This is a genomic window from Candidatus Streptomyces philanthi (assembly GCF_059553635.1).
In genome coordinates, this window is record NZ_JCANQV010000005.1 from 1 (window position 1) to 20,171 (window position 20,171).

The following is a 20,171-nucleotide window of genomic DNA, read 5'->3' on the forward strand; positions in this document are numbered from 1 at the left end:
GCGGCGGCCGCCCGGACCGACGCCGTCGTCTGGCGCGGTCTGACCCGGATGCTGATGACCCTGACCACCCCTCAGTCGCTGCTGCGCGACGAGACGTTCCTCGCCCGCGTCCGCCAGGCCGGGCGGGACGGGGCGGGCGGGCCGGCGGGCCCCGGCCGCGAGGACCTGCTGCGTCTCGTCGCCGAGGCGGAGGAGGCCGCCGCGTGACCACGCCGTCCCTGACCAGACCCCGGCCCCCGGAGGCGGCGGCCCGGCCCCGCCGGGTGCTGCTCGCCCCGATCACCGTCACCCCGTCCAAGCCCCTGACCCCCAGCCACCTCAAGGGGCTGCTGTGGACGGACGCGATGTACCGGGCCACCCGCCAGCTCGCCGACGTCACCTACCGCTACAGCCACACCACCTACCACCCGACCGAACAGACCCTCGGCTTCTGGGAGTTCCTCGACCGCACCCATGGCGACACGGACTACGCGTCCCTGTCCGAGGACGCCGTCGGCGAACTGTACGTCGCCTTCCGCGCGGCCGGGGAACGCCCCACGGCCGAGGCGCTGCGCCCGTACGCGGAGGCCGCCGAGAACGGCTGGGTGCACCCGGCGAGCGACCGGGTACTGGAGCTGTGGACCGGGCACTACACCGCCCTCGGCATGCACGACCCGGGCCTGCGGACCCACCAGCCGCCCGGCCTGGGCCTGGACGCGGCGCTGGCCCGGCTGGAGGAGCTGGGCATGTGCCTGGACCACCGCGCCGTCGGCGGCCCCGTCCACCTCGACCTCACCCGCCACGGGCTGCCGCTGCGGCAGATCGTCACCGCGTCCGGACGCCCCAACTACCTCGCCTGCGCGCTGCGGGAACTGCTGCCGCTCGCCCCGGACTTCGACGAGGTGGTCCTCCTCTACGACAGCGAACTGGACCCGGACTACCAGCTCCTGGAACGCGTCCTGGGCGCGCTCGGCCCCACCGTGCGCCGGGTCCCCGTCGGACGGGTGCCGATCGACGGCGAGATCCGCTCGGCGCGCCACGGCGGCTGGCACGACCACCACACCGGGGCGCTGCTCGCCGCCGCCCGCGCGGACCACGACACCCCCGCGGTGCGGCTCGGGATGCGGCTGTACTTCATCGCCGTCCTCGGCCCCGGCGCCCGGGACTCCTTCCGGCACGACCTGCTGCACCAGTGCCTCAAGCGGGCCGAACGCCTCCTCGCCGCCGCGCGGGACACGGACGGGCCGTCCGATGTCGCCGCGCTGGTCGCCCGCCACCGCAAGGACCAGGTCCATGTCGACCCGTACCGGCTGACGTCGAGCCTGCTCGGCAGGCGGCGCGCCGCCCCCTCCCCCGACCTGCTCTCGGCGGTGTACCTGTGACCCTCACCCAGCAGTGGCTGTACGACGAGACGGCGGCCCGCATCCGCGCCGCCCGCCCCGCACTGGCCGGCCGTCACGACCTGTCGGGCTGGGACGGGCTGCGGGCCGCGCAGAGCGAGATCGCCGCGCTGGACGGGGACGACGAGGTCCTGGCCGCGGTCGTCGTCCGCTCCCTCGACCTCGCCGGCTGGGCGCGCGCCACCTGCGCGTTCGCCCTCACCGTGGACGCGGCGGCGGGCGCGGCCTGGCGGCGCTCCTTCACCCGCACCGTGTTCCTGGCCGGCAATCCCGCGCAGTTGCGGGAGCGGTTCTCGTTCGCGTACACCGCCGACGACCTGTCCGCGGCCTGGACGGCGCCGGGGCCCGCCGCGCACTCGTCCGCGCTGCGCCGGCTGCTCAAGCTCTACCAGGCCCCCGCCGGGGTCCCGTCCGCGCCCGACGCCCCGTTCACCGTCCCCGGGACACCCGGCGAAGGCGCCGCCCGGCCGCCGGTCCACCGCGCCCTGTACCTCGCCACCGCGGACTGCCGCCTCTCCGAGGCGCTGGTGCACCTCAACCATGTGCTGTCCGAGGCGGTCCTGGACGGTCTGCTCGCCCCCGGGGACCGGGTCACCCTCCGCCGGGTGCCGCGCCTGGTCGGCGTACCGGAGCCGCTGGTGGCGGTCCGCGCCGTCCCGGACCGCCATCTGCCGGGACGGCTGACGGCGGCGGCGGGGCTGACGGCGGAGATCGCGGCACTCTGACGGGAGGCGCGGCGGCCCGCTCACCCGGCCGGGGCGCCGGGCAGTGCCGCCGCCCCGGCCCGCAACCGCCGCGCCGTCAGGGTGTGCGGGTGACGGTCGCCGAAGGCCCCCTCGCAGGCGCGGAGGGCTTCGCCGGCGAGCCGGAGGGCGTCATCGGCGGTGAGCTTCTCGGGCCGTCCGTGGCCGAGCCTGCGGTCCAGGAAGCTGACGACGGGCGCGGGGACGAACCCCACGGACCGGGTCCGGGACGCCCCCTCCTCCCGCAGGGAACGGACCGCCGCCACCGTCACCTCCGCGTGGGCGAGGCGGATCAGCGCGTCCTCACGCGGGTGGTCGCGGCGGAGTTCGGTCCGGTCGCGGGGCCCGAGCGCGTCGTGGACCAGCGCCATCGCGTCCTGCCACAGCCGCTGCCGGCCCAGGGCGCGGGCGCGGTGCAACTGGGCGAGCATCCGGTCCGGGTGCGTCACACCCAGCACGCGCCAGCGCAACCCCACGGCCCGGAACAGCAGTTGCTCGCTCTCCGCGTGGCTGCGCCGCGCGTACAGCGCCTCGGCCAGGGCGTGCTGCACCTCGGCCACCAGGACCAGCAGTCGGCGGTCGGCGGAGGGCAGCCGGTCGGCGAACGGGCCGTCGGCACTGCCCCGCAGCAGCTCGCCCATGGTGGGGCCGGTGTGCCCGGACACGGTGAGCCCCCGTTCCCCGGCCCGCTGCTCGACCCGTTCGAGGAGCGGACGCAGCACGGCCTCCGCCTCACCGTGATCACCGCACAGGCAGCGGATACGGCCGAGCGCCAGCCGGTCGGCCTCCGCGTCGTCCCCCGCGCACTCCGCCGTCCGCAGGGCGAACGCCAGACTCTCCTCGTACCGCCCCCGCCACTCGTACGCGTCCCGCACCCGGCGCGCCGCGGCGAGCGCGGCCACGGGGGCCGGGCCGGGCGCCCACAGCACCGCCCGGACGTGGGGAGCGAGCAGGTCCAGCTCCGGCGCCTCGCCGCGCAGCCGCAGCAGGGCGTGGTCCAGCAGCGCCCCGAGGTGGCCGCGCAGCAACGTGCCCGCCTCGCCGGGGAGTTCGCCGTCCGGTGGCGGGTCCCCCGCCGGGACGCAGGGCACCGGGTCCCCGCCGGGCGGGGTGGTGGCGGTGACCGGCAGGTCGCGCAGGGCGCCGGTGATCCGCTCGGCCGGGAGTTCCGGCAGCCGCACCGCGTCGAGGGCGGCGGACGACAGAACGGACACCGGGAGCGGCGCCGTGGCACAGCAGGCCAGCAGATGCGCGAGCGACAGCGGCGGCAGGGGCGCCTTGGGGGCCGGTTCCTGCCGCTGGTAGGTGATGTGCAGATCGCGGCCGGCCTGGTAGCTCCGCCCGTTGTCCCGCGCCCCGGCCCGCATCGACTCCACCACCGCACCGCCCCCGTTCCCCGTGCCCGCCTCCTCAACGTACCCGCTCGGCCGTCCGATTCCCCCGCGCCGGGCGCGGCGCGACCGGGCCGGCTCAGGGGCGTACCCGGCGCTCCTTCACCGCGCTCCGGTCCGGAGGCGGGCCGGCGAGATGCCTCCCTCCGGTGCCGATCGTCCGGGGCCCGCACGACCGCCCCCGACCCTCACCTTTTTCGACGCTCAGGCGGCAATGGCTTCATCATCTTCCCTCCACCGCGTGCGGCTGCCAGCATCGGCGCACCGTCACCGTGTGAGGAGAATCCGATGTCACGCCCCCGCCCTCTGCGCGCTCTGGCAGCACTGGCCGTGGTCGCTCTCGCGGCCACCGGTTGCGGACGTTCCGGCCAGGCCGGCAGCCCCTCCGAAGGGGGCTCGCAGGCCGCCGAGGGCGCGGCAGCGGCCAAGATGCTGCCGGCGCCGATCAAGGAGAAGGGCGTACTGCGCGTCGCCACCGCCGTCGGATACCCGCCGATGGAGATGTACAAGCCAGGGACGACGCAGCTGACCGGTGTCGACCCCGATCTGGCGAAGGCCATCGCCGAGCGGCTGGGGCTGAAGCTCGAACTGACCAACGCGGCGTTCGACGGTCTGGTTCCCGGCCTGTCGTCCGGGCGGTTCGACCTGGTGATGTCGTCGATGACCGACAGTGCCCAGCGGCGGCAGGCCGTCGACTTCGTCGACTACTTCCGTACCGGCGGCGTCATCATGACGAAGCACGGCAACCCGGAGGACATCCGGTCCCTCAAGGACCTGTGCGGGAAGACCGTCGTCCTCGCCAAGGGCAGCTCCAACCTCCAGATAGGTGAGCGGCAGAACGCCGAGTGCGACAAGAAGATGCAGATCTCGCAGAGCGAGGACGCGCCGACCGGGCTGCTCCAGCTGGACAGCGGCCGGGTCGTCGCCACCATCGTCGACTATCCCGTCGCCCGGAACTTCGTCCGCAAGAAGAACGCGTACGAGGTGCTGCCGGACCAGTACGACGCGGCCCCGTGGGGCATCGCGGTGGCGAAGAACCAGAGCGGTCTGCGGGACGCGGTCCGCAAGGCCCTCCAGGAGCTGATCGACGACGGCTCGTACCGGAAGATCCTCGGCAAGTGGGGGGTCATGGACAGCGCCGTGGCCAAGGCCACCGTCAACGACGGGAAGTGAGCGCGGACATGACCGAGCACAGCACGTCCGGCGCCTCCCGCGGGGCGCCGGTCCTCACCAAGGACGACGCGCCGCCGGGCGAGGACCTCGCCTTCCACGTGACCCGGCGGCCCCGCCCGGGACGGTGGATCGCCGTCGCGGTCGCCGTCCTGTTCGCGGTGTGGCTCGCCTACACCGTCATCGTCAACCCGAACCTGCACTGGGACATCGTCGCCCGCTACCAGTTCGACGAGGTGATCCTCAAGGGCCTGGGGGTGACCGTCCAGCTCACCCTGGTCTCGATGGCGGTGGGCATCGCCATCGGCATCCTGATCGCGGTGATGCAGCTGTCCGACAGCCCGGTGCTGCGGATCACCGCCGGGGCCTACACCTGGTTCTTCCGGGGTACGCCGCTGCTCGTCCAGCTGATCTTCTGGTTCAATCTGGCGCTGCTGTTCCCGGAGATCAGCATCGGGGTGCCGTTCGACGGGCCCAAGCTCGTCACCTGGCAGTCCAACCAGGTCATCACCGGTTTCGTGGCGGCGCTGCTGGGCCTGTCCATCAACGAGGGCGCGTACATGGCCGAGATCGTGCGGGCCGGTATCCAGAGCGTGGACCCGGGGCAGCGCGAGGCGGGTGCCTCCCTCGGCATGTCGAACCGGCGGATCCTGTCCCGGATCATCCTGCCGCAGGCGATGCGGGTCATCATCCCGCCGTTCGGCAACCAGTTCATCTCCATGCTCAAGACCACCTCGCTGGTCTCCGTCATCGCGGGCTCCGACCTGATGACCGTCTCCCAGCACCTCTACCTCGCCAACTTCGAGGTGGTGGCGCTGCTGATGGTGGCGTCGTTCTGGTACTTGGCGCTCACCACCGTCGCCAGCGTCGCCCAGCACGCCGTCGAGCGGCGCTACAGCCAGAGCGCCACCCCGCCGCTGCGGCACCGGATACTCGCCAACCTGGCACCCGGGCGTGCCAAGAAGGGGGCCGCGGCATGAACGACGTGATCCTCAGGGCCCGGGGGGTCCGCAAACGGTTCGGGGACACCGAGGTGCTCAAGGGCATCGACCTGGAGGTCCGCGCCGGCGAGGTGCTGTGCGTCATCGGCCCCTCCGGGTCCGGGAAGTCCACGCTGCTGCGCTGCTTCAACCACCTGGAGACGATCGACGCGGGCCGGGTGTGGATGGACGGCGAACTCGTCGGCTACGAACAGCACGGCCCCTCCGGCCACGTGCTGCGCGAGCGCCCCGCCCGCGAGATCCGCCACCAGCGCGAACGCGTCGGCATGGTGTTCCAGCGCTTCCATCTCTTCCCGCACCGCACCGCGCTGCAGAACGTGATGGAAGGCCCGGTCACCGTCAAGGGACGGCCGCGCGCCGAGGCCGAGGAGCAGGCCCGCGCGCTGCTGGAGCAGGTCGGTCTCGCCGACCGGGCCGGGCACTACCCGCGCCAGCTGTCCGGCGGGCAGCAGCAGCGCGTGGCGATCGCCCGCGCGCTGGCGATGGAGCCGGCGGTGATGCTGTTCGACGAGCCGACGTCGGCGCTCGACCCCGAACTCGTCGGCGAGGTCCTGGGCGTGATGCAGGACCTGGCGCGCAGCGGGATGACGATGGTGGTGGTCACCCACGAGATGGGCTTCGCCCGTGAGGTCGCCGACCGGGTCCTGTTCATGGACCAGGGCGCCGTCGTCGAGTCCGGCCCGCCGGACGCCCTGTTCACCGCCCCGCGCCACGAGCGCACCCGGGCCTTCCTGTCGACGGTGCTGTGATGGGCCGCCCCACCGAACTGCTGCTGCGCGGCGGCACACTCGTCGACGGCACCGGCGCCCCCGCCCGGGAGGCCGACATCGCGGTGACGGGCGGGCGGATCACCGTACTGCCGCCCGGCACGCCCGTCGAAGCGGCCGAGACCGTGTACGCGACCGGGCAGGTCGTCACCCCCGGCTTCGTCGATGTGCACACGCACTCCGACGCCCTCGCCGCACCGTTCGACGACGGCTCCGCCACGGCGGGCACCGAGGAACTGCGCCTGGCGCCGCTGCTCCAGGGCGTCACCACCGAGATCTGCGGGAACTGCGGCACCAGCCTCTTCCCGTCGCTGCCGGAGCGGCTGCCGCAGCTCGCCGAGCATCTGCGGGTGACGTTCGGGCTGGGGCCGGTGCGCCCCGCGGTGGACTTCGACGCGTTCGCCGAGGGGCAGGACCCCGCCCTGCGCCACACCCACCTCGCCTCCCTCGTCGGCCACGGCACGCTGCGCGCCGGGGTGATGGGCTTCGACGCCCGCCCGCCGCGCCCCGACGAGCTGGAGACGATGTGCGCGCTGCTGGACACCGCGCTGACGCAGGGCGCGGCGGGCCTGTCCACCGGCCTGATCTACCCGCCGGGCACCTACGCCGGCACCGAGGAGATCGTCGCGCTGGCCCGGGTCGCCGCCCGGCACGGCAAGCCCTACGTCACCCATCTGCGGGACGAGATGTCGCAGGTGGAAAGCGCGTTGGAGGAGGCGCTGGACATCGCGGCGCGCTCCGGCGCCCCGTTGCAGGTCTCCCACCACAAGACGGCGGGACGCCACGCCTGGGGCGCCACCCTGCGCACCCTGCCACGGCTGGAACGGGCCCGCGCCGAGGGCGTGGACGTCCTCTGCGACGTCTACCCGTACACCGCGGGCAGTACGGTGCTGCACGCGATGCTGCCGCCGTGGGCGAGCGAGGGCGGGGTGGGCGCGCTGCTGGAGCGGCTGCGCGACCCCGGGACGCGTGACCGTGTCCGGGCGGGCATCCGGGACGGCGTAGAGGGCTGGGAGAACACCGTCGGCAACGGCGGCTGGGACCTCATCGCGGTGGCCGCCGCCCGGACGCATCCGGAGGCGGAGGGCCGGCGCATCGCGGACCTCGCCGCCGAACGGGGCGTCGACCCCGTCGACTACGCCTGCGATCTGCTGCTGGCGGAGCAGGGCGAGGTGACGATCATCAGCCATTCGATGCGGGAGGACGACGTCCGCCGGGTCCTCACCAGCCCGTTGTCGATGATCGGTTCCGACGGGGTGCCCAAGCCCGGCCGCCCGCACCCCCGTTGGGCGGGGAGCTTCGCCCGGGTCCTCGGCCACTACGGGCGGGACGAGGGGCTGCTGACGCTGGAGAGCGCGGTGCACAAGATGACCGGGCTGCCCGCGCGGCGCTTCGGCCTCACCGACCGCGGGGTGGTGCGGGACGGCGCCGTCGCCGACCTGGTCGTCCTCGACCCGGGGGCGGTGCGCGACGGCGCGACCTTCGAGCGGCCGCTGGCCGGGCCGGAGGGCGTCGGCACCGTCGTGGTGGCGGGCCGGGTCGCGGTGCGCGACGGCCGTGTGACCTCGGCGCGTGCCGGAGAGGTGGTGAGGGTCCCGTGAGCCTGGCACAGGTGACGGCGGCGGCGCGGCGCGCTGCGGCGCTGCCGCTCACCCTGGCCGTCGCCGCCGTCGACGTGGACGGCGGGCGGACGGCGGGCGCCGACGACGACGTCGTCCTGCCCGTCGCGTCCGCCTCGAAGCTGCTGCTGCTCGCCGAGGTGTCACGCCGTCTGGACACCGGCGCGCTGCGCGCCGGCGACCCCGTGGAGGTCCTGGACGAGGACGTGGCGGACGGCACCGGTCTGCTCCGCAGGATGGGCCGGCGCGGCTGGACGGTGGAGGACCTGGCCTGGCTGACCGCCTCCGTCAGCGACAACACCGCCACCAACGCCCTGCTGCGGCTGGTGGGCCTGGACGCCACGGCGGAGCTGGCCGGGCGGCTCGGCCTCGACCGTCTCACCCTGCACGACCGGGTCCGCGACGTACGGGGCCCGGACGTGCCGCCGGTCTTCGCCACCGGTACGGCGCGCGATCTGGCGGAGCTGGTGGCGCACGCGGTGCGCGGCACCATGGTCTCGCCCGGGGCGTCGGCCCGGCTGCTGGGCTGGATGCGCGCCAACACCGACCACGGGCTGGTCCCGGCCCTGGTCGGGCACGACCCGTACGCCCCCGGTTTCCCCGAGCCGCTGCCCGGCGTCCTGCTGGTCGCCAACAAGACGGGCACCGACGCCGGGGTCCGCGCCGACGCCGGGGTGATGATCGGGGCGCGCCGGCTGGCCTACGCGGTGGTCGCGCACTGGGACACGGCGCTGGGGAGCAGCACCGAGCGGGCGGCGGTGCACGCTCTCCGGGACGTGGGCCGCACCCTCGCGGCCTGCGCCCGCCGCGCCGGTACCTGACCGGCGGCCGCCGCGCCGGGAGCTGTGCCGGGTGCGGCGGCCGCCGGATACCGGGGCCCTGCGGGCTGGTGTGGCTCCTGTGCCCGGCACGCCCGCGAGGTCCGCGGGGACGACGAGGGGCAGACGACCGTCGCCGGCCGCCGCCTCCCCGGCGTCCTCCGGCCGGTCACGCCCACTGCATCTCCAGCAGCGATCTGACCTCCTCGGCGGCGGCGCGGAGTTCGCCGAGGAAGATGGCGAGAAGGGGGTTGCGGTTGGTGGGGCGGGTGGCGACGCCGATGCGGCGGTGCAGTTGCGGGTGGTCCAGGCGGCAGACGTGGACGCCTGTGGTGTCGCCGAGGCCGAGGGCGGGGACGAGGGCGATGCCCATGCCGGCGCGGGCGAGGTTGATGGTGACCTGGTAGTGGTCGCTGCGGCAGCGGACCCGGGGGCGGAAGCCCTCGGCGGCGCAGGCGCGTTCCAGCACCGGCTCGCCGGTGTGGCCGCCGTGGGTGCCGATCCAGCTCTCGCCCTCCAACGCGGCCAGCCGGACGGTGGAGCGGCGCCCGAGCCGGTGCCGCAACGGCACCACCACCAACTGCGGTTCGTCGAAGAACATCTCGACGTCCGCGGTCGCCTGGCGGCACCAGGGGTCCAGCGGGTGCTCGAAGACGACGGCGGCGTCCAGCCGGCCCGCCTCCAGGTCGGGCACCAGCTCGTGCGGCTGCCCCATGATCAGTTCCAGCTCGACCTGGGGCCGCTTCGCCGCGAAGACCGACAGGGCCCGGGGCAGCAGTTCCAGGCCCGCCGAGGCGAAGAAACCGAGCCGCAGCAGACCGGCCTCGCCCTCGGAGTGCGCCCGCAGGTCGTCCTGGGCGACGGCCATCAGATCCGCGACGGCCTGGGCGTGTTCGGCGAGCCGGACGCCCGCCGCCGTCAGCCGCAGACTCTGCGGCGCCCGTTCCACCAGGGCCACCCCCAGCTCCTGCTCCAGCCGGGCGAGCTGGTGCGAGATCGCGGACGGGCTCAGGTGCAGGGCCTGGGCCGCGGCCACGATGGTCCCCCGGCGGGCGATCTCCAGGAGGACGAGCAGTCGGGCGCTGTTCAGCATCGGGTCAGGTTAGGTCAGCGTCCGCGCCACCGCACCGGGTGTCCGGAGGACGGACGCGCGGCGCGACGGTTCGTCGCCACCGGAAACCGCAAGAGGCGCACGGAAGCGCGGTGACCCGCCTCAACGCCTCGCGCTCCGCCGGTCCGGGATGGTGCGCACCCCCGGCGTGGACGAGAGTTTCCGTAGCTCCACCCCTGCTCCCCACAACCTTCACAGGAGGACTTCATGGTGGCCTTACGCACCGCCGCTACCACCCTCGCCCTGCTGACCGCGGTGACCGCGGCCCCGGCGCACGCCGCGCACGCGACGCCCCACCGCACCGCGCCCGCCCTCGCACTCAGCAGGTTCGACGACGGAAGCTTCGAGTACCCCGTCGTCCCCGCGCGCTCCTTCGTGATGCTCGGCGCCGGACAGTCCCTCGGCCCCTGGAAGGTCACCGGCGGAAGCGTCGACCACATCGGCCGCGGCTTCTGGCAGGCCGCCGAGGGCGACCAGTCCGTCGACCTCAACGGCGGCGGACCCGGCACACTCTCCCAGACCTTCGCCACCACGGCGGGCCGCACCTACACCGTGACGTACTCACTCGCCGGCAACTCCGGCGGCGGCCCCACCGTGAAGACCGGCCGCGTCCTCGTCGACGGCCAGGTCTTCCAGGACTTCTCCTTCGACACCACCGGCCGGACCCCCACCGCCATGGGCTACGTACGACGCCAACTGACCTTCGTGGCCACGACCAACGCGGCCACCCTGGCCTTCACCAGCACCACCCCCAACAGCGCCTACGGCCCGGTCCTCGACGACGTCACCGTTCGCGCGTCCTGCTGCGACTGCTGACCCTAGGAAAGAGGCACCCCCGCCACCGCCCCCACCGCGACCGGCTGCGCCGGCTCCGTCACGTCCAGCCGCAGCAGGTCCTCCTCCGTCTCGCGGCGGACGACGGTGCGGGCGTGGCCGTCGCGGACGAAGACGACGGCGGGGCGCGGCAGTTTGTTGTAGTTGGAGGCCATGGCGTAGCCGTAGGCGCCGGTGACGGGGGTGGCGAGCAGGTCGGAGACGCGCAGGTCGGCGGGGAGGGCGGCGTCGTCGACGATGACGTCGCCGCTCTCGCAGTGCTTGCCGACGAGGCGGGCGCGCAGCGGGCGCGGCGCGTCGGGGCAGCGCGGCAGGAACACCTCGTAGCGGCTGCCGTAGAGGGCGGGGCGGAGGTTGTCGCTCATGCCGCCGTCGACGCTGACGTAGGTCCGTACGCCGTCGATGTGCTTGACGGTGCCGACCCGGTAGAGGGTCAGGGCGGCGCGGGCGGCGATGGAGCGGCCGGGTTCGACGGTGACCGGGCCGTGCCAGCCCGCGCCGTTCACGGCCTCGCGGACCTTGGCGGCCCAGTCGGCGAACGTCGGCGGGTGCTGCCCCCTCTCGTAGGCGACGCCGAGGCCGCCGCCGACGGTGAGGTGGCGTACGCCGGTCTCCGCCGCGAAACGGGCGGCGGCCGCGGCCCCGGCGGCGAGTTCGGCCGCGTCGAGGACCTGGGAGCCGACGTGCGCGTGGACGCCCTCCAGGAGCATCGCCGGGGAGCCGGCGGCGCGCCGCACGGCCGCGGCGGCGGCGCCTGACGCGAGTCCGAAGCCGAACTTGGAGTCGTTGCCGCCGGTGCGGATCGCCTCGTGGGCGCCGGCGGCGACGCCGGGCGCCACCCGCAGCTGCACCCGGGCCGGGGGGAGTCCTTCCTCGGCGTGGAGGCGTTCGACGCGGTCCATCTCGTCGAAGCTGTCGACGACGACATGGCGGACGCCGGCGGAGAGCGCGGTGCGCAGTTCCGTGGCGGACTTGTTGTTGCCGTGCAGGACGACGCGGTCGGCGGGGACGCCCGCGTGCAGGGCGGTGCGGAGCTCGCCGCCGGAGGCGACGTCGAGGAGCAGTCCCTCCTCGTGGGCGAGCCGGGCCATGGCGGTGCACAGGAACGCCTTGGAGGCGTAGGCGACGTGGTCGGTGCCGAAGGCGGCGACGGCCTCGCGGCAGCGGCGCCGCAGATGTTCCTCGTCGTAGACGAACAGCGGTGTCCCGTAGCGACGGGCCAGGTCGGCGAGGAGGATCCCGCCGACGGCCAGTCCCTCGGGGCGGACCTCGGACGTGAGGGGCAGCAGCCCCGCTTCGACGGCTGACGACACAGTTCCTCCCGTTGGGCCGGCTCGTCCGCCATCCTGCGGCCTGCCCTCGGGGCGAAGAAAGCGGATTCTTCCGGTGGTGAGCATCAGGTTCTTCGATGCTGCGGGCGGGGTGCGGGGTGACCTGCCGCGCCGGGGCCGGACACGCGCCGGCCGTCCCCCGGTCGGCGGCGGTACGGGGCCGCAGCACCGGGCGAAGGACACGAACACCTGACCGGACAACCCGTCAGACCTTAGGTTAGGCTACCCTTATTTCCGGCCGTGTTGCCGTGACCCGCCGCTCCCCCGGCGGGCCCGGCGGCACGGCCTCACCGCGTACGCCCGCCCGACCACCGTCCCGACACCCGTACCGGTTCCCCGACGGGAACCTTGGAGAATGGAGTCCCCGTGTCGACGGCACCCGAAGTCGCCACGCACGCCCCCACGGCCGATCCGGCGCATCCCGCCGTAGGTGCCGCCACCGCACTCCTGGACGCCTACACACCCGGCGCCCGCTTCCTGGCCACCCCCACCCGCACCCTCCTCGCCCACGACACCACCGGCGAAGTGCCGCACGGCACCGCCCCGTTGCACCGGCGGGTGGCCGCTGCCCTCGACGCGGCCCGGCGCGGCAGACCGGACATACCGGTCGTCCTCGGCGCGATACCGTTCGACCAGACGCAGCCCGCCGCCCTCTCGATCGCCGGCTCCCTCAGCAGCGCCCCGCCGCTCTCCGCCGACCCGCTCATCGCCCTGCCGCACCCCGCCCCGGACCACACCGACTGGCACATCCGCCCCCACCCCGAGCCCGAGGGCTACCAGGCCGGGGTCGCGGCGGCCGTCGAGCGCATGTGGCGCGGCGAGTTCAGCAAGGTCGTCCTGGCCCGCACCCTCGAACTCACCGCGCCCCAGCCGCTCGACGTCCCCGGGATGCTCCAGCGCCTGGCCCGCCGCGACCCGGCCGGCTACACCTTCGCCCTGCCCACCGGCCCCGGCCGCACCCTGCTCGGCGCCAGCCCGGAACTCCTGGTGGCACGCGACGGAAAGCAGCTCGTCGCCAACCCGCTGGCCGGCTCCGCGCCCCGCAGCGCCGACCTCGCCGAGGACGTACGGCGCGCGGCGGCGCTGCTCCAGTCCGCCAAGGACCTGCACGAACACTCCGTCGTGGTCGACGCGGTGCAGCAGGCCCTGGCGCCGTACTGCGTCGGCCTCGACGTACCCGCGCGCCCCACCCTGGTGCGCACCGCCACCATGTGGCATCTGTCGACCACCGTGCGCGGCACGCTCGCCTCGGCCGACACCTCCGCCCTCGAACTGGCCTGCGCGCTGCACCCCACCCCGGCCGTCTGCGGCACCCCGACGGACACCGCGCGGCAGGTCATCGCCGCCACCGAGCCGTTCGACCGGGGCTTCTTCACCGGCATGGTCGGCTGGGGCGACGCCAACGGCGACGGCGAGTGGGTGGTCACCATCCGCTGCGCCGAGGCCGAGGAGCGGTCGCTGCGGCTGTACGCGGGCGCCGGCATCGTCGCCGCCTCCGAGCCGGAGGCCGAGTCCGACGAGACGGCCGCGAAGTTCCGTACGTTCCTGAGCGCCGTGGGAGCCCAGCTGTGACCGCCCCCTCCACCCCGACCTGGCCCGACGAGTACGCCGCGCGCTACCGCGCCGCCGGCTGGTGGCGCGGCGAGACCTTCGGCGGGATGCTGCGCGAGCGCGCCGCCGCCCACGGGGACCGCGTCGCGCTCGTCTGCCCGTCGACGGAACGCCGCTGGACGTACGCGGAGCTGGACCGCCGCGCCGACCGGCTCGCCGCCGGGTTCGCCGCCCGCGGCATCGCCAAGGGCGACCGGGTCGTGGTCCAACTCCCCAACATCGCGGAGTTCTTCGAGACCATCTTCGCGCTGTTCCGGATCGGCGCGCTGCCGGTCTTCGCGCTGCCCGCGCACCGCGAGAGCGAGATGCGCTACTTCTGCTCCTTCACCGAGGCCGTCGCCTGCGTCGTCCCCGTACGCCACGAGGGCTTCGACCACCTGGAGCTGGCGGCGCGCCTGCGCTCCGAGATCCCGGCACTGCGCCATGTCTTCGTGGCCGGCGGGACGGAGGAGGCGCGGGCGGCCGGCGCCGAGGCACTCACCGACGTCGCGCGGGACCCGCTGCCCGAGAGCGCGCTGGACGGACCGGCCCCCGGCGACCTGGCGTTCCTCCAGCTCTCCGGCGGCAGCACGGGCGTCCCCAAGCTGATCCCCCGCACCCACGACGACTACATCTACTCGCTCCGCGCGTCCAACGAGCTGTGCGCCGTCGACGGGGACAGCGTCTACCTGTGCGTCCTGCCCGCGGCGCACAACTTCCCGCTGTCGTCCCCGGGAACGCTGGGCACGCTGTACGCGGGCGGCCGCGTCGTCCTGTGCCCGCGGCCCAGCCCCGACACCGCCTTCCCGCTGATCGCCCGCGAACGGGTGACGATCACGGGTGTGGTGCCGCCGCTCGCCCTGGTGTGGACGGAGGCCGCCGCCACGGCCGACGACGACCTCGGCAGCCTGGAGGTGCTGCTGGTCGGCGGCGCCAAGTTCAGCGAGGAGGCCGCGCGCCGGGTCACGCCGGCGCTCGGCTGCACATTGCAGCAGGTCTTCGGGATGGCCGAGGGCCTGGTCAACTACACACGGCTGGACGATCCGTACGAGACGATCGTCACCACCCAGGGCCGCCCGATGTCCGTGGGCGACGAGATCCTTGTGGTGGACGACGAGGACAACCCCGTGCCCGACGGGCAGAGCGGCCATCTCCTCACCCGCGGCCCGTACACCATCCGCGGCTACTGGCGGGCGCCCGAGCACAACGCGCGGGCCTTCACCGAGGACGGCTTCTACCGCACCGGCGACATCGTCCGCCTGACCGCGACCGGCCATCTCGTGGTCGAGGGCCGGGCGAAGGACCAGATCAACCGGGGCGGCGAGAAGATCGCGGCCGAGGAGGTCGAGAACCATCTCCTCGCCCACCCCTCGGTCCACGACGCCAACCTCGTCGCGGAGGCCGACCCCTACCTCGGCGAACGCACCCGCGCCTACGTCATCCTGCGCGCCGGCGCGCAGCCGGTGACGGGCGCCGCCCTGAAGAAGTTCGTCCGCGGCCGGGGCCTGGCCGCGTACAAGGTCCCCGACCGGGTGGAGTTCGTCGACGCCTTCCCGCAGACCGGCATCGGCAAGATCTCCAAGAAGGACCTGCGCGCGGCGGCGGCCGGCACCGCCTGACCCACGCGTACGGGCCCCGCGATCGCGATCGCGGGGCCCGTCGTGGTTGCCTGCCGCACCGGGCAGGCGTGTCCTCATCCCGCCGGTGTGCCGATCCGCAGCCGATTGCCGTCCGGATCACTCAGCTCGGTCTCACGCCCCCAGGGGGCGTCCTCCACCCGCACACCGAACGCGGCGGCGAGAGCATCGACCTCACGCACACGGAGATAGACCAACGTACCGGGCCGGGCATCGCCCTCGTGCTCCGACAGGAACAACCGCACCCTGCCCCGCGCGACCTCGACGAACGCGGGAAGGCCCGGTTCGAAGCGATGCTCCCACTGCCGGGCGAAGCCCAGCCGCTCGTACCACCGCACCGCCACCGCGGCGTCCGCTACGCGGAGAATGGGGATGACTTCCTCGTCCATGCGGTCATGGTCGCAGAGCGCGCGGTGGGGTTTCCGCTTCTTCCGTCCCGACGCCACCAACTCGTCGACGACGAATACCTCCGCAAGGTCGGGATGTCCGAACGTTCCTGGAAGGACTGGGAGGCCGGCGGCCTGCCCAGCCCCGATCACCACGACCTGCTGTACCGTCTGTTCGCCACCGACCCCGTTGAGTTGGGCTTCGCTCGCGGCTACTCACCCGCCCCCGACGGCTCGCGGACCTTCACGGAGGTGGAGGCAACGAAGCGTCGCGACGCGGTCGAACGCGAACATCCTGCCACCGTCAACGCAACAGCCCGCCCCCTCACCCGGAGCATGAAGGACACCACGATGGCCGACCCGGAACCTCAGCCCGCCGAGTACTCCCTCACCATCCGCAAGCCGTACTTCGACCTGATCGCCGTCGGCGCGAAGACCGTCGAGGTCCGCGTCGGCTATTCCAAGATCCGTAAGATCGCCGTCGGGAACACACTGCGGATCAGCTGCGGCGATGACGTGCTGACCACCCGTATCACCCAGGTCAATGAGTACGGGTCCTTCGCAGCGATGCTCGACGCCGAGGACCCGGCCGCGATCGGCGGCCCGGACATGACCCATGACGAACTCGTCGCCGCGATCCGCGGCATCTACCCGCCGGAGAAGGAGGCCCTCGGCGTCTTCGCCCTCCACCTCGCCCTCGTCCAGGCCAACGCCTGAGCCGGCGTCTCACCGACCGTGCCCGCCGCGTCCGTGGGAAGCGGCGGGGCGGCCGGCACCGAGGGATGAGGTGCCGGCCGCCGGTCCGCCGGGGGTCAGCCCGTGAGGGCCTGCTTGACGTCGTCGAGGACGGTGCGGGCGGCGACGGGGCCACCGGAGCTGTTCCAGGCGGCGCCGGAGACGACCACGACGTGGTGCTTCTTCTCGGCCTTCAGCTTGCCGAAGTTGGGAACCTTGCGGGCCTCGGCGTACGCCTTCTCGCCGTCGGCCTTGTCGGCGAGGGTGCCGAGGAACAGCCAGTCGCCGTCGATGGTGTCGAGCTTCTCCAGGCTGACCGGCTCGCTGTGGCCGATGCTCTCGCCCTGCTGGTCGGCGGGACGCTTGAGCCCAAGCGCGGAGAGGGTGGAGCCGACGTGGCCGCGGCCCTTGCCGACGACGGAGGGGGCGCCGTTCTGCCAGCGGATCACGCTGGTGACCGCGCCCGCGTTGTCCTTGAGGTCCTTCTTGGTGGCGGCGACGTCGGAGTCGAAGTCCTTGAGCCACTTCTCGGCGTCCGCCTTCTTGTTGAGGGCGTCGGCGGTGGCCGTGAACGCCTTCTTCCAGTCCTCGTTGAGCTTGGCGGTCAGCACGGTGGGGGCGATGGCCCGGAGCTTGTCCAGGACGCGCTTGGAGCCGACGGTCTCGTCGAGGAGGATCAGGTCCGGCCGCAGCGACGCCAGCTTCTCCAGGTCGGGTTCGGCGACGGTGGCGACGACCTCGGCCTTCTTCGCCTTGCCGGCGAGGTAGGCGGAGACGCCCTTCTGGCCGCGGCCGGCGGTGGCGCCGATCGGCTCGACGCCGAGGGCGAGGGACGCGTCGAGGGTCGGCTCGCTGAGGGTGACGACCTTGTGCGGGGCGGCGGGGACGGTGACCTTCTCGCCGTTGGCGTCGGTGACGGTGCGCGTCCCCGCGTCCTTGGACGACCCGGCCGCGTCCTTCCCCCCGTCACCGCCGCACCCGGTGAGGACGAGGGCGCCGGCGAGTGCCGCGACGGACAGGGCGGCGGTTCTGCCGGGGAAGGACCGGCGCGGGAGGGACACGTGCGACATGGGGAGAACTCCTGGTGAGGACTTGATCGATGGGGTGGGTGGGGCTCAGCGTCCGAGAAGGGACACCAGACCGTCGGCGAGGCCGCCGCGCCAGCAGGCGTAGTCGTGCCCGCCGTTGAACTCGGTACGGGTGACGGCGGCGCCGCGGTCGCGCAGCACGCCGTACAGGGCGCGGCTGTAGTCGACCATCGGCCCTTCGTGCAGGCCGACGTCGAGATGGACGCGGACGGGGTGGTGTTCGGCCTCGGCGAAGAGGCGTACCAGCCACGGCACGCCGTCCACCGCGTCCCGGGGGACGCCGCGCCGCATGCCGGGGCGCCACCACAGGGACGGTGACTGGGCCAGGGCGTTGCCGAACCGCTCCGGTCTGCGCAGGCAGGCGTAGAGGGCGGCGAGTCCGCCCAGGCTCTGGCCGGCGACGACGGTACGGCGCGGGTCGGTCGTCAGGTTCAGGCGCCGCGCGGCCCACGGCAACAGGTCGTCGGCGAGGAAGTCGACATGGGCGTCGTGGGCGCCCAGCTCCCGCCACCGGGTGGCGTTGTCGACGGAGTCCGGCGCGAGGACCAGCAGCGGGGGCAGGGCGCCGTCGGCGATCAGCGCGTCGAGCATGTGCGCCGCGCCGAGGGAGCCGAACCACATGTCGCCGTCGGCCAGGACGAGCACATCGAGGGGGCCGGTGGCGGTGCCGGGGGGCGTGTAGACCCAGACGTCGCGCCGGTCGCCGTAGCCGGGGCGGGGGCAGGACAGCCGCTCGACCCGGCCGCGGGGCACGTCCTCGCGGCGGCCGCGCCAGGGCTGGGGCGGCGCCTCGGGCAGTTCGAAGACCGAGCTGTCGGGGTCGTCCCACCGGCCGGGCAAGGGGTGGTGGTTGAGGGGGTCGGACGCCGCGTGGGCGGTCAGGGCGCGCAGGCGCCGCTGGAGCGCGTCGGGCTGCTCGGGCAGCGGTCCCGGGGACAGGTCGGCGACCATGCGGTAGGAGCCGCGGTGGTCGGCGCGCAGCAGCCGGGTGAGGTACCAGATGTCGGTGCCGGGGAGGCGGGTGAGGAGGGAGCCGGCGAGGTGTTCGCGGTCCGCGAGGCGGTTGGCGAGCAGCAGGACCTGCCGGGTGGCGCGGTGGCCGCGCCACAGGAAGGTGACGGCGCGGTGGCCGGGGGCGTCGTCGACGCGTTCGACCAGCGGGGTGCCCTCCCGTTCGACGTCGGCCCAGAAGGCCGCGGTCAGCGCCTCGCGGCCGGCCGCGTCCGCTTCGCCGAGGCGGGCGGCCAGACGGGCGAGGCGGGGGGCGACGACGGTGCCGTCGGGGAGGATGCCGCCGGCCGCGGGCCCGGCGAGGGGGACAGCTTTGCTCACCCGGGGCTCCCGTGGCCGCGGGCGAGTTCGACGAGCCGGGCGACGAGGTCGGCGGGGGTGGGCATGGCGGCGGCCTCGTCGGCCGCGGCGCGGGCCTCGGTACGCAGCGTCTCGTCGGTGAGGAGGCGTTGGACGAAGGCGGGGGTGAGGTCGCCGGGGCCCTCGGGGACGAGGCCGCAGCCGCGGGCGCGGACGGCGGCCGCGTTGGCGGGGCGGTCGGCGCCCTCGCCGAGGACGATCTGCGGGATGCCGGCGGCGAGGGAGGTGAGGGTGGTGCCGGCGCCGCCGTGGTGGATGACGGCGTCGCTGCCGGCGAGGAGGGCGCCCAGCGGGACCCAGTCGACGGGGCGGACGTTGGCGGGCAGCGGTCCGAGGTCGGTGAGGTCGGCGCCGCCGAGGGCGAGGACGAACTCGGCGTCGGTCTCGCGGGCCGCTTCGACGACCCAGCGCACCGGGGAGACGCCGTCCACCACGGGACGCACGGTGCCGAGGGTGACCGCGATGCGGGGGCGCGGGGCGGGGTCGAGGAGCCAGCCGGGGAGGGCGCCGCCGCCGTTGTAGGGGATGTAGCGCAGGAAGCGGCGGGCGGGTTCCCGGGTGACGCTCATGCCGGGCGGGGTGACGTCGAGCCAGGCGGCGATCGGGGCGGGGCCGTCGAGGCCGTGGCGTGCGTAGGCGGGGGCGAGGGCGTCGTTCATCATCCGCACATGGGCGGAGGTGTGGCCGAAACCGACCGCGTGGAGGACGGACGGTATGCGGAGTTTGGCGGCGACGAGCTGTCCCGCGACGCCGTTGGGGGTGTGGACGACGAGGTCGGGGCGCCAGTGGGCGGCGATCTCGGTCATCCGGTCGGCCATCTCGTCGCCGAAGAAGGAGAATCCCGTGCCCTTGGCGGGGGCGCGGCCCTCGCCGGGGGACGGGGGTCTGCGGTCGCCGCGGGCCTTCTCGCGCTGGGCGTAGAGGGCGTCGGGGTCGATGCCGGGGGCGCAGTCGGCGGCGGCCAGTCCGGCCCGCGCGGTGTGGCCGACGGCGGCGCCGCAGGTGGCGACGAGGACGTCGTGGCCGGCCGCGCGCAGCGCCTGGGCCAGCGGAACCATCGGATAGAGGAGCCCGTAGAAGGGCGGTGCGGCGAAGAGGACTCGCACGGCTTCCCGCTTTCGTCGTCTTTGACAGGGCGTCATCGGGCGTCGGCTGCAGGGGGATGCCCGGTTCTTCCGTGATGTCCGGGGAAGATTTCGC

At 74.2% G+C, this 20,171-nt stretch carries 18 protein-coding genes and 1 pseudogene; 12 read left to right on the plus strand and 7 right to left on the minus strand.

Going from position 1 to position 20,171, the window contains the following annotated elements; genetic code table 11:
* The 3 genes and pseudogenes from AC51EU_RS01640 to AC51EU_RS01650 form a co-directional block, all read left to right on the plus strand.
* Positions 1-207: pseudogene (locus tag AC51EU_RS01640) on the plus strand (hypothetical protein); the annotation flags it as partial.
* Positions 204-1,361, plus strand: a complete 1,158-nt coding sequence (locus AC51EU_RS01645; protein WP_496264771.1) for a hypothetical protein — start codon at positions 204-206, stop codon at positions 1,359-1,361. The pseudogene AC51EU_RS01640 and the gene AC51EU_RS01645, both read left to right, overlap by 4 nt.
* Positions 1,358-2,104: a DUF6182 family protein gene (locus AC51EU_RS01650; RefSeq protein WP_496264772.1), complete on the plus strand. Its 747-nt coding sequence runs from the start codon at positions 1,358-1,360 to the stop codon at positions 2,102-2,104. Before AC51EU_RS01645 ends, AC51EU_RS01650 begins: the two co-directional genes overlap by 4 nt.
* Positions 2,105-2,124: 20 nt before the next feature.
* Here the strand turns inward: AC51EU_RS01650 and AC51EU_RS01655 are convergent, their stop codons facing one another.
* The gene (locus AC51EU_RS01655) at positions 2,125-3,501 is read right to left on the minus strand and encodes a tetratricopeptide repeat protein (RefSeq protein WP_496264773.1); all 1,377 of its coding nucleotides are present in this window, start codon (positions 3,499-3,501) and stop codon (positions 2,125-2,127) included.
* A gap of 300 nt (positions 3,502-3,801) precedes the next feature.
* Here AC51EU_RS01655 and AC51EU_RS01660 point away from each other — a divergent pair, with 300 nt between their 5' ends.
* The 5 genes from AC51EU_RS01660 to AC51EU_RS01680 are packed head-to-tail and all read left to right on the plus strand — an operon-like array spanning position 3,802 to position 8,891.
* Positions 3,802-4,686: an ABC transporter substrate-binding protein gene (locus AC51EU_RS01660; RefSeq protein WP_496264774.1), complete on the plus strand. Its 885-nt coding sequence runs from the start codon at positions 3,802-3,804 to the stop codon at positions 4,684-4,686.
* Positions 4,687-4,694: 8 nt separating this feature from the next.
* Positions 4,695-5,663 carry an amino acid ABC transporter permease gene (locus AC51EU_RS01665; RefSeq protein ID WP_496264775.1) on the plus strand — a complete coding sequence of 323 codons (969 nt, stop codon included), beginning with the start codon at positions 4,695-4,697 and terminating at the stop codon, positions 5,661-5,663.
* Positions 5,660-6,433 (plus strand): amino acid ABC transporter ATP-binding protein, encoded by a 774-nt coding sequence (locus tag AC51EU_RS01670; protein WP_496264776.1) that lies wholly within the window; start codon positions 5,660-5,662, stop codon positions 6,431-6,433. The genes AC51EU_RS01665 and AC51EU_RS01670 overlap by 4 nt, the downstream gene beginning before the upstream one ends.
* Complete coding sequence (locus tag AC51EU_RS01675; protein WP_496264777.1) at positions 6,433-8,052, plus strand: N-acyl-D-amino-acid deacylase family protein; 1,620 nt, start codon at positions 6,433-6,435, stop codon at positions 8,050-8,052. Before AC51EU_RS01670 ends, AC51EU_RS01675 begins: the two co-directional genes overlap by 1 nt.
* Complete coding sequence (locus tag AC51EU_RS01680) at positions 8,049-8,891, plus strand: serine hydrolase (RefSeq protein ID WP_496264778.1); 843 nt, start codon at positions 8,049-8,051, stop codon at positions 8,889-8,891. The genes AC51EU_RS01675 and AC51EU_RS01680 overlap by 4 nt, the downstream gene beginning before the upstream one ends.
* Positions 8,892-9,057: 166 nt before the next feature.
* Here the strand turns inward: AC51EU_RS01680 and AC51EU_RS01685 are convergent, their stop codons facing one another.
* The gene (locus AC51EU_RS01685) at positions 9,058-9,981 is read right to left on the minus strand and encodes a LysR family transcriptional regulator (protein ID WP_496264779.1); all 924 of its coding nucleotides are present in this window, start codon (positions 9,979-9,981) and stop codon (positions 9,058-9,060) included.
* A gap of 225 nt (positions 9,982-10,206) precedes the next feature.
* Here AC51EU_RS01685 and AC51EU_RS01690 point away from each other — a divergent pair, with 225 nt between their 5' ends.
* The gene (locus AC51EU_RS01690) at positions 10,207-10,815 is read left to right on the plus strand and encodes a choice-of-anchor C family protein (protein ID WP_496264780.1); all 609 of its coding nucleotides are present in this window, start codon (positions 10,207-10,209) and stop codon (positions 10,813-10,815) included.
* A gap of 2 nt (positions 10,816-10,817) precedes the next feature.
* On the opposite strand, the gene lysA is transcribed toward AC51EU_RS01690, so the two are convergent.
* Positions 10,818-12,146 carry a diaminopimelate decarboxylase gene (gene lysA / locus AC51EU_RS01695; RefSeq protein ID WP_496264781.1) on the minus strand — a complete coding sequence of 443 codons (1,329 nt, stop codon included), beginning with the start codon at positions 12,144-12,146 and terminating at the stop codon, positions 10,818-10,820.
* Positions 12,147-12,530: 384 nt separating this feature from the next.
* On the opposite strand from lysA, the gene AC51EU_RS01700 reads away from it, so the two are divergent.
* Together AC51EU_RS01700 and AC51EU_RS01705 are read left to right on the plus strand one after the other, a co-directional pair.
* Entirely contained in the window at positions 12,531-13,736 is a 1,206-nt protein-coding gene (locus AC51EU_RS01700; protein WP_496264782.1) for an isochorismate synthase, read from the plus strand.
* Positions 13,733-15,373 carry a (2,3-dihydroxybenzoyl)adenylate synthase gene (locus AC51EU_RS01705; RefSeq protein WP_496264783.1) on the plus strand — a complete coding sequence of 547 codons (1,641 nt, stop codon included), beginning with the start codon at positions 13,733-13,735 and terminating at the stop codon, positions 15,371-15,373. Before AC51EU_RS01700 ends, AC51EU_RS01705 begins: the two co-directional genes overlap by 4 nt.
* 74 nt (positions 15,374-15,447) lie before the next feature.
* Here the strand turns inward: AC51EU_RS01705 and AC51EU_RS01710 are convergent, their stop codons facing one another.
* On the minus strand, positions 15,448-15,780 hold the full coding sequence (locus AC51EU_RS01710) for a glyoxalase superfamily protein (RefSeq protein ID WP_496264784.1): 333 nt from the start codon (positions 15,778-15,780) through the stop codon (positions 15,448-15,450).
* Positions 15,781-15,786: 6 nt separating this feature from the next.
* Between AC51EU_RS01710 and AC51EU_RS01715 the strand changes: the two genes are divergently transcribed.
* A complete protein-coding gene (locus tag AC51EU_RS01715) occupies positions 15,787-16,494 on the plus strand; it encodes an ASCH domain-containing protein (RefSeq protein WP_496264785.1) in 708 nt (235 codons plus the stop codon).
* A 95-nt stretch (positions 16,495-16,589) separates the two neighbouring features.
* Here AC51EU_RS01715 and AC51EU_RS01720 read toward each other — a convergent pair whose 3' ends face one another.
* From AC51EU_RS01720 to AC51EU_RS01730, 3 genes are read right to left on the minus strand one after another with little or no spacing between them, the layout of a single operon-like run.
* Positions 16,590-17,582, minus strand: coding sequence for an ABC transporter substrate-binding protein (locus tag AC51EU_RS01720; RefSeq protein WP_496264786.1), 993 nt, complete (start codon positions 17,580-17,582; stop codon positions 16,590-16,592).
* 45 nt (positions 17,583-17,627) lie between these two features.
* Positions 17,628-18,932 (minus strand): enterochelin esterase, encoded by a 1,305-nt coding sequence (gene fes / locus AC51EU_RS01725; RefSeq protein ID WP_496264787.1) that lies wholly within the window; start codon positions 18,930-18,932, stop codon positions 17,628-17,630.
* Positions 18,929-20,077, minus strand: a complete 1,149-nt coding sequence (locus AC51EU_RS01730) for a nucleotide disphospho-sugar-binding domain-containing protein (protein WP_496264788.1) — start codon at positions 20,075-20,077, stop codon at positions 18,929-18,931. Before AC51EU_RS01730 ends, fes begins: the two co-directional genes overlap by 4 nt.
* Between the last annotated feature and the right edge of the window lie 94 nt (positions 20,078-20,171).

Excerpts from the sequence above, each read along its gene's own strand:
- AC51EU_RS01660 (WP_496264774.1), top strand. The coding sequence starts at position 3,802 with ATGTCACGCCCCCGCCCTCTGCGCGCTCTGGCAGCACTGGCCGTGGTC.
- AC51EU_RS01665 (WP_496264775.1), top strand. The coding sequence starts at position 4,695 with ATGACCGAGCACAGCACGTCCGGCGCCTCCCGCGGGGCGCCGGTCCTC.
- AC51EU_RS01670 (WP_496264776.1), top strand. The coding sequence starts at position 5,660 with ATGAACGACGTGATCCTCAGGGCCCGGGGGGTCCGCAAACGGTTCGGG.
- AC51EU_RS01675 (WP_496264777.1), top strand. The coding sequence starts at position 6,433 with ATGGGCCGCCCCACCGAACTGCTGCTGCGCGGCGGCACACTCGTCGAC.
- AC51EU_RS01685 (WP_496264779.1), bottom strand. The coding sequence starts at position 9,981 with ATGCTGAACAGCGCCCGACTGCTCGTCCTCCTGGAGATCGCCCGCCGG.
- AC51EU_RS01690 (WP_496264780.1), top strand. The coding sequence starts at position 10,207 with ATGGTGGCCTTACGCACCGCCGCTACCACCCTCGCCCTGCTGACCGCG.
- AC51EU_RS01710 (WP_496264784.1), bottom strand. The coding sequence starts at position 15,780 with ATGGACGAGGAAGTCATCCCCATTCTCCGCGTAGCGGACGCCGCGGTG.
- AC51EU_RS01715 (WP_496264785.1), top strand. The coding sequence starts at position 15,787 with ATGGTCGCAGAGCGCGCGGTGGGGTTTCCGCTTCTTCCGTCCCGACGC.
- AC51EU_RS01720 (WP_496264786.1), bottom strand. The coding sequence starts at position 17,582 with ATGTCGCACGTGTCCCTCCCGCGCCGGTCCTTCCCCGGCAGAACCGCC.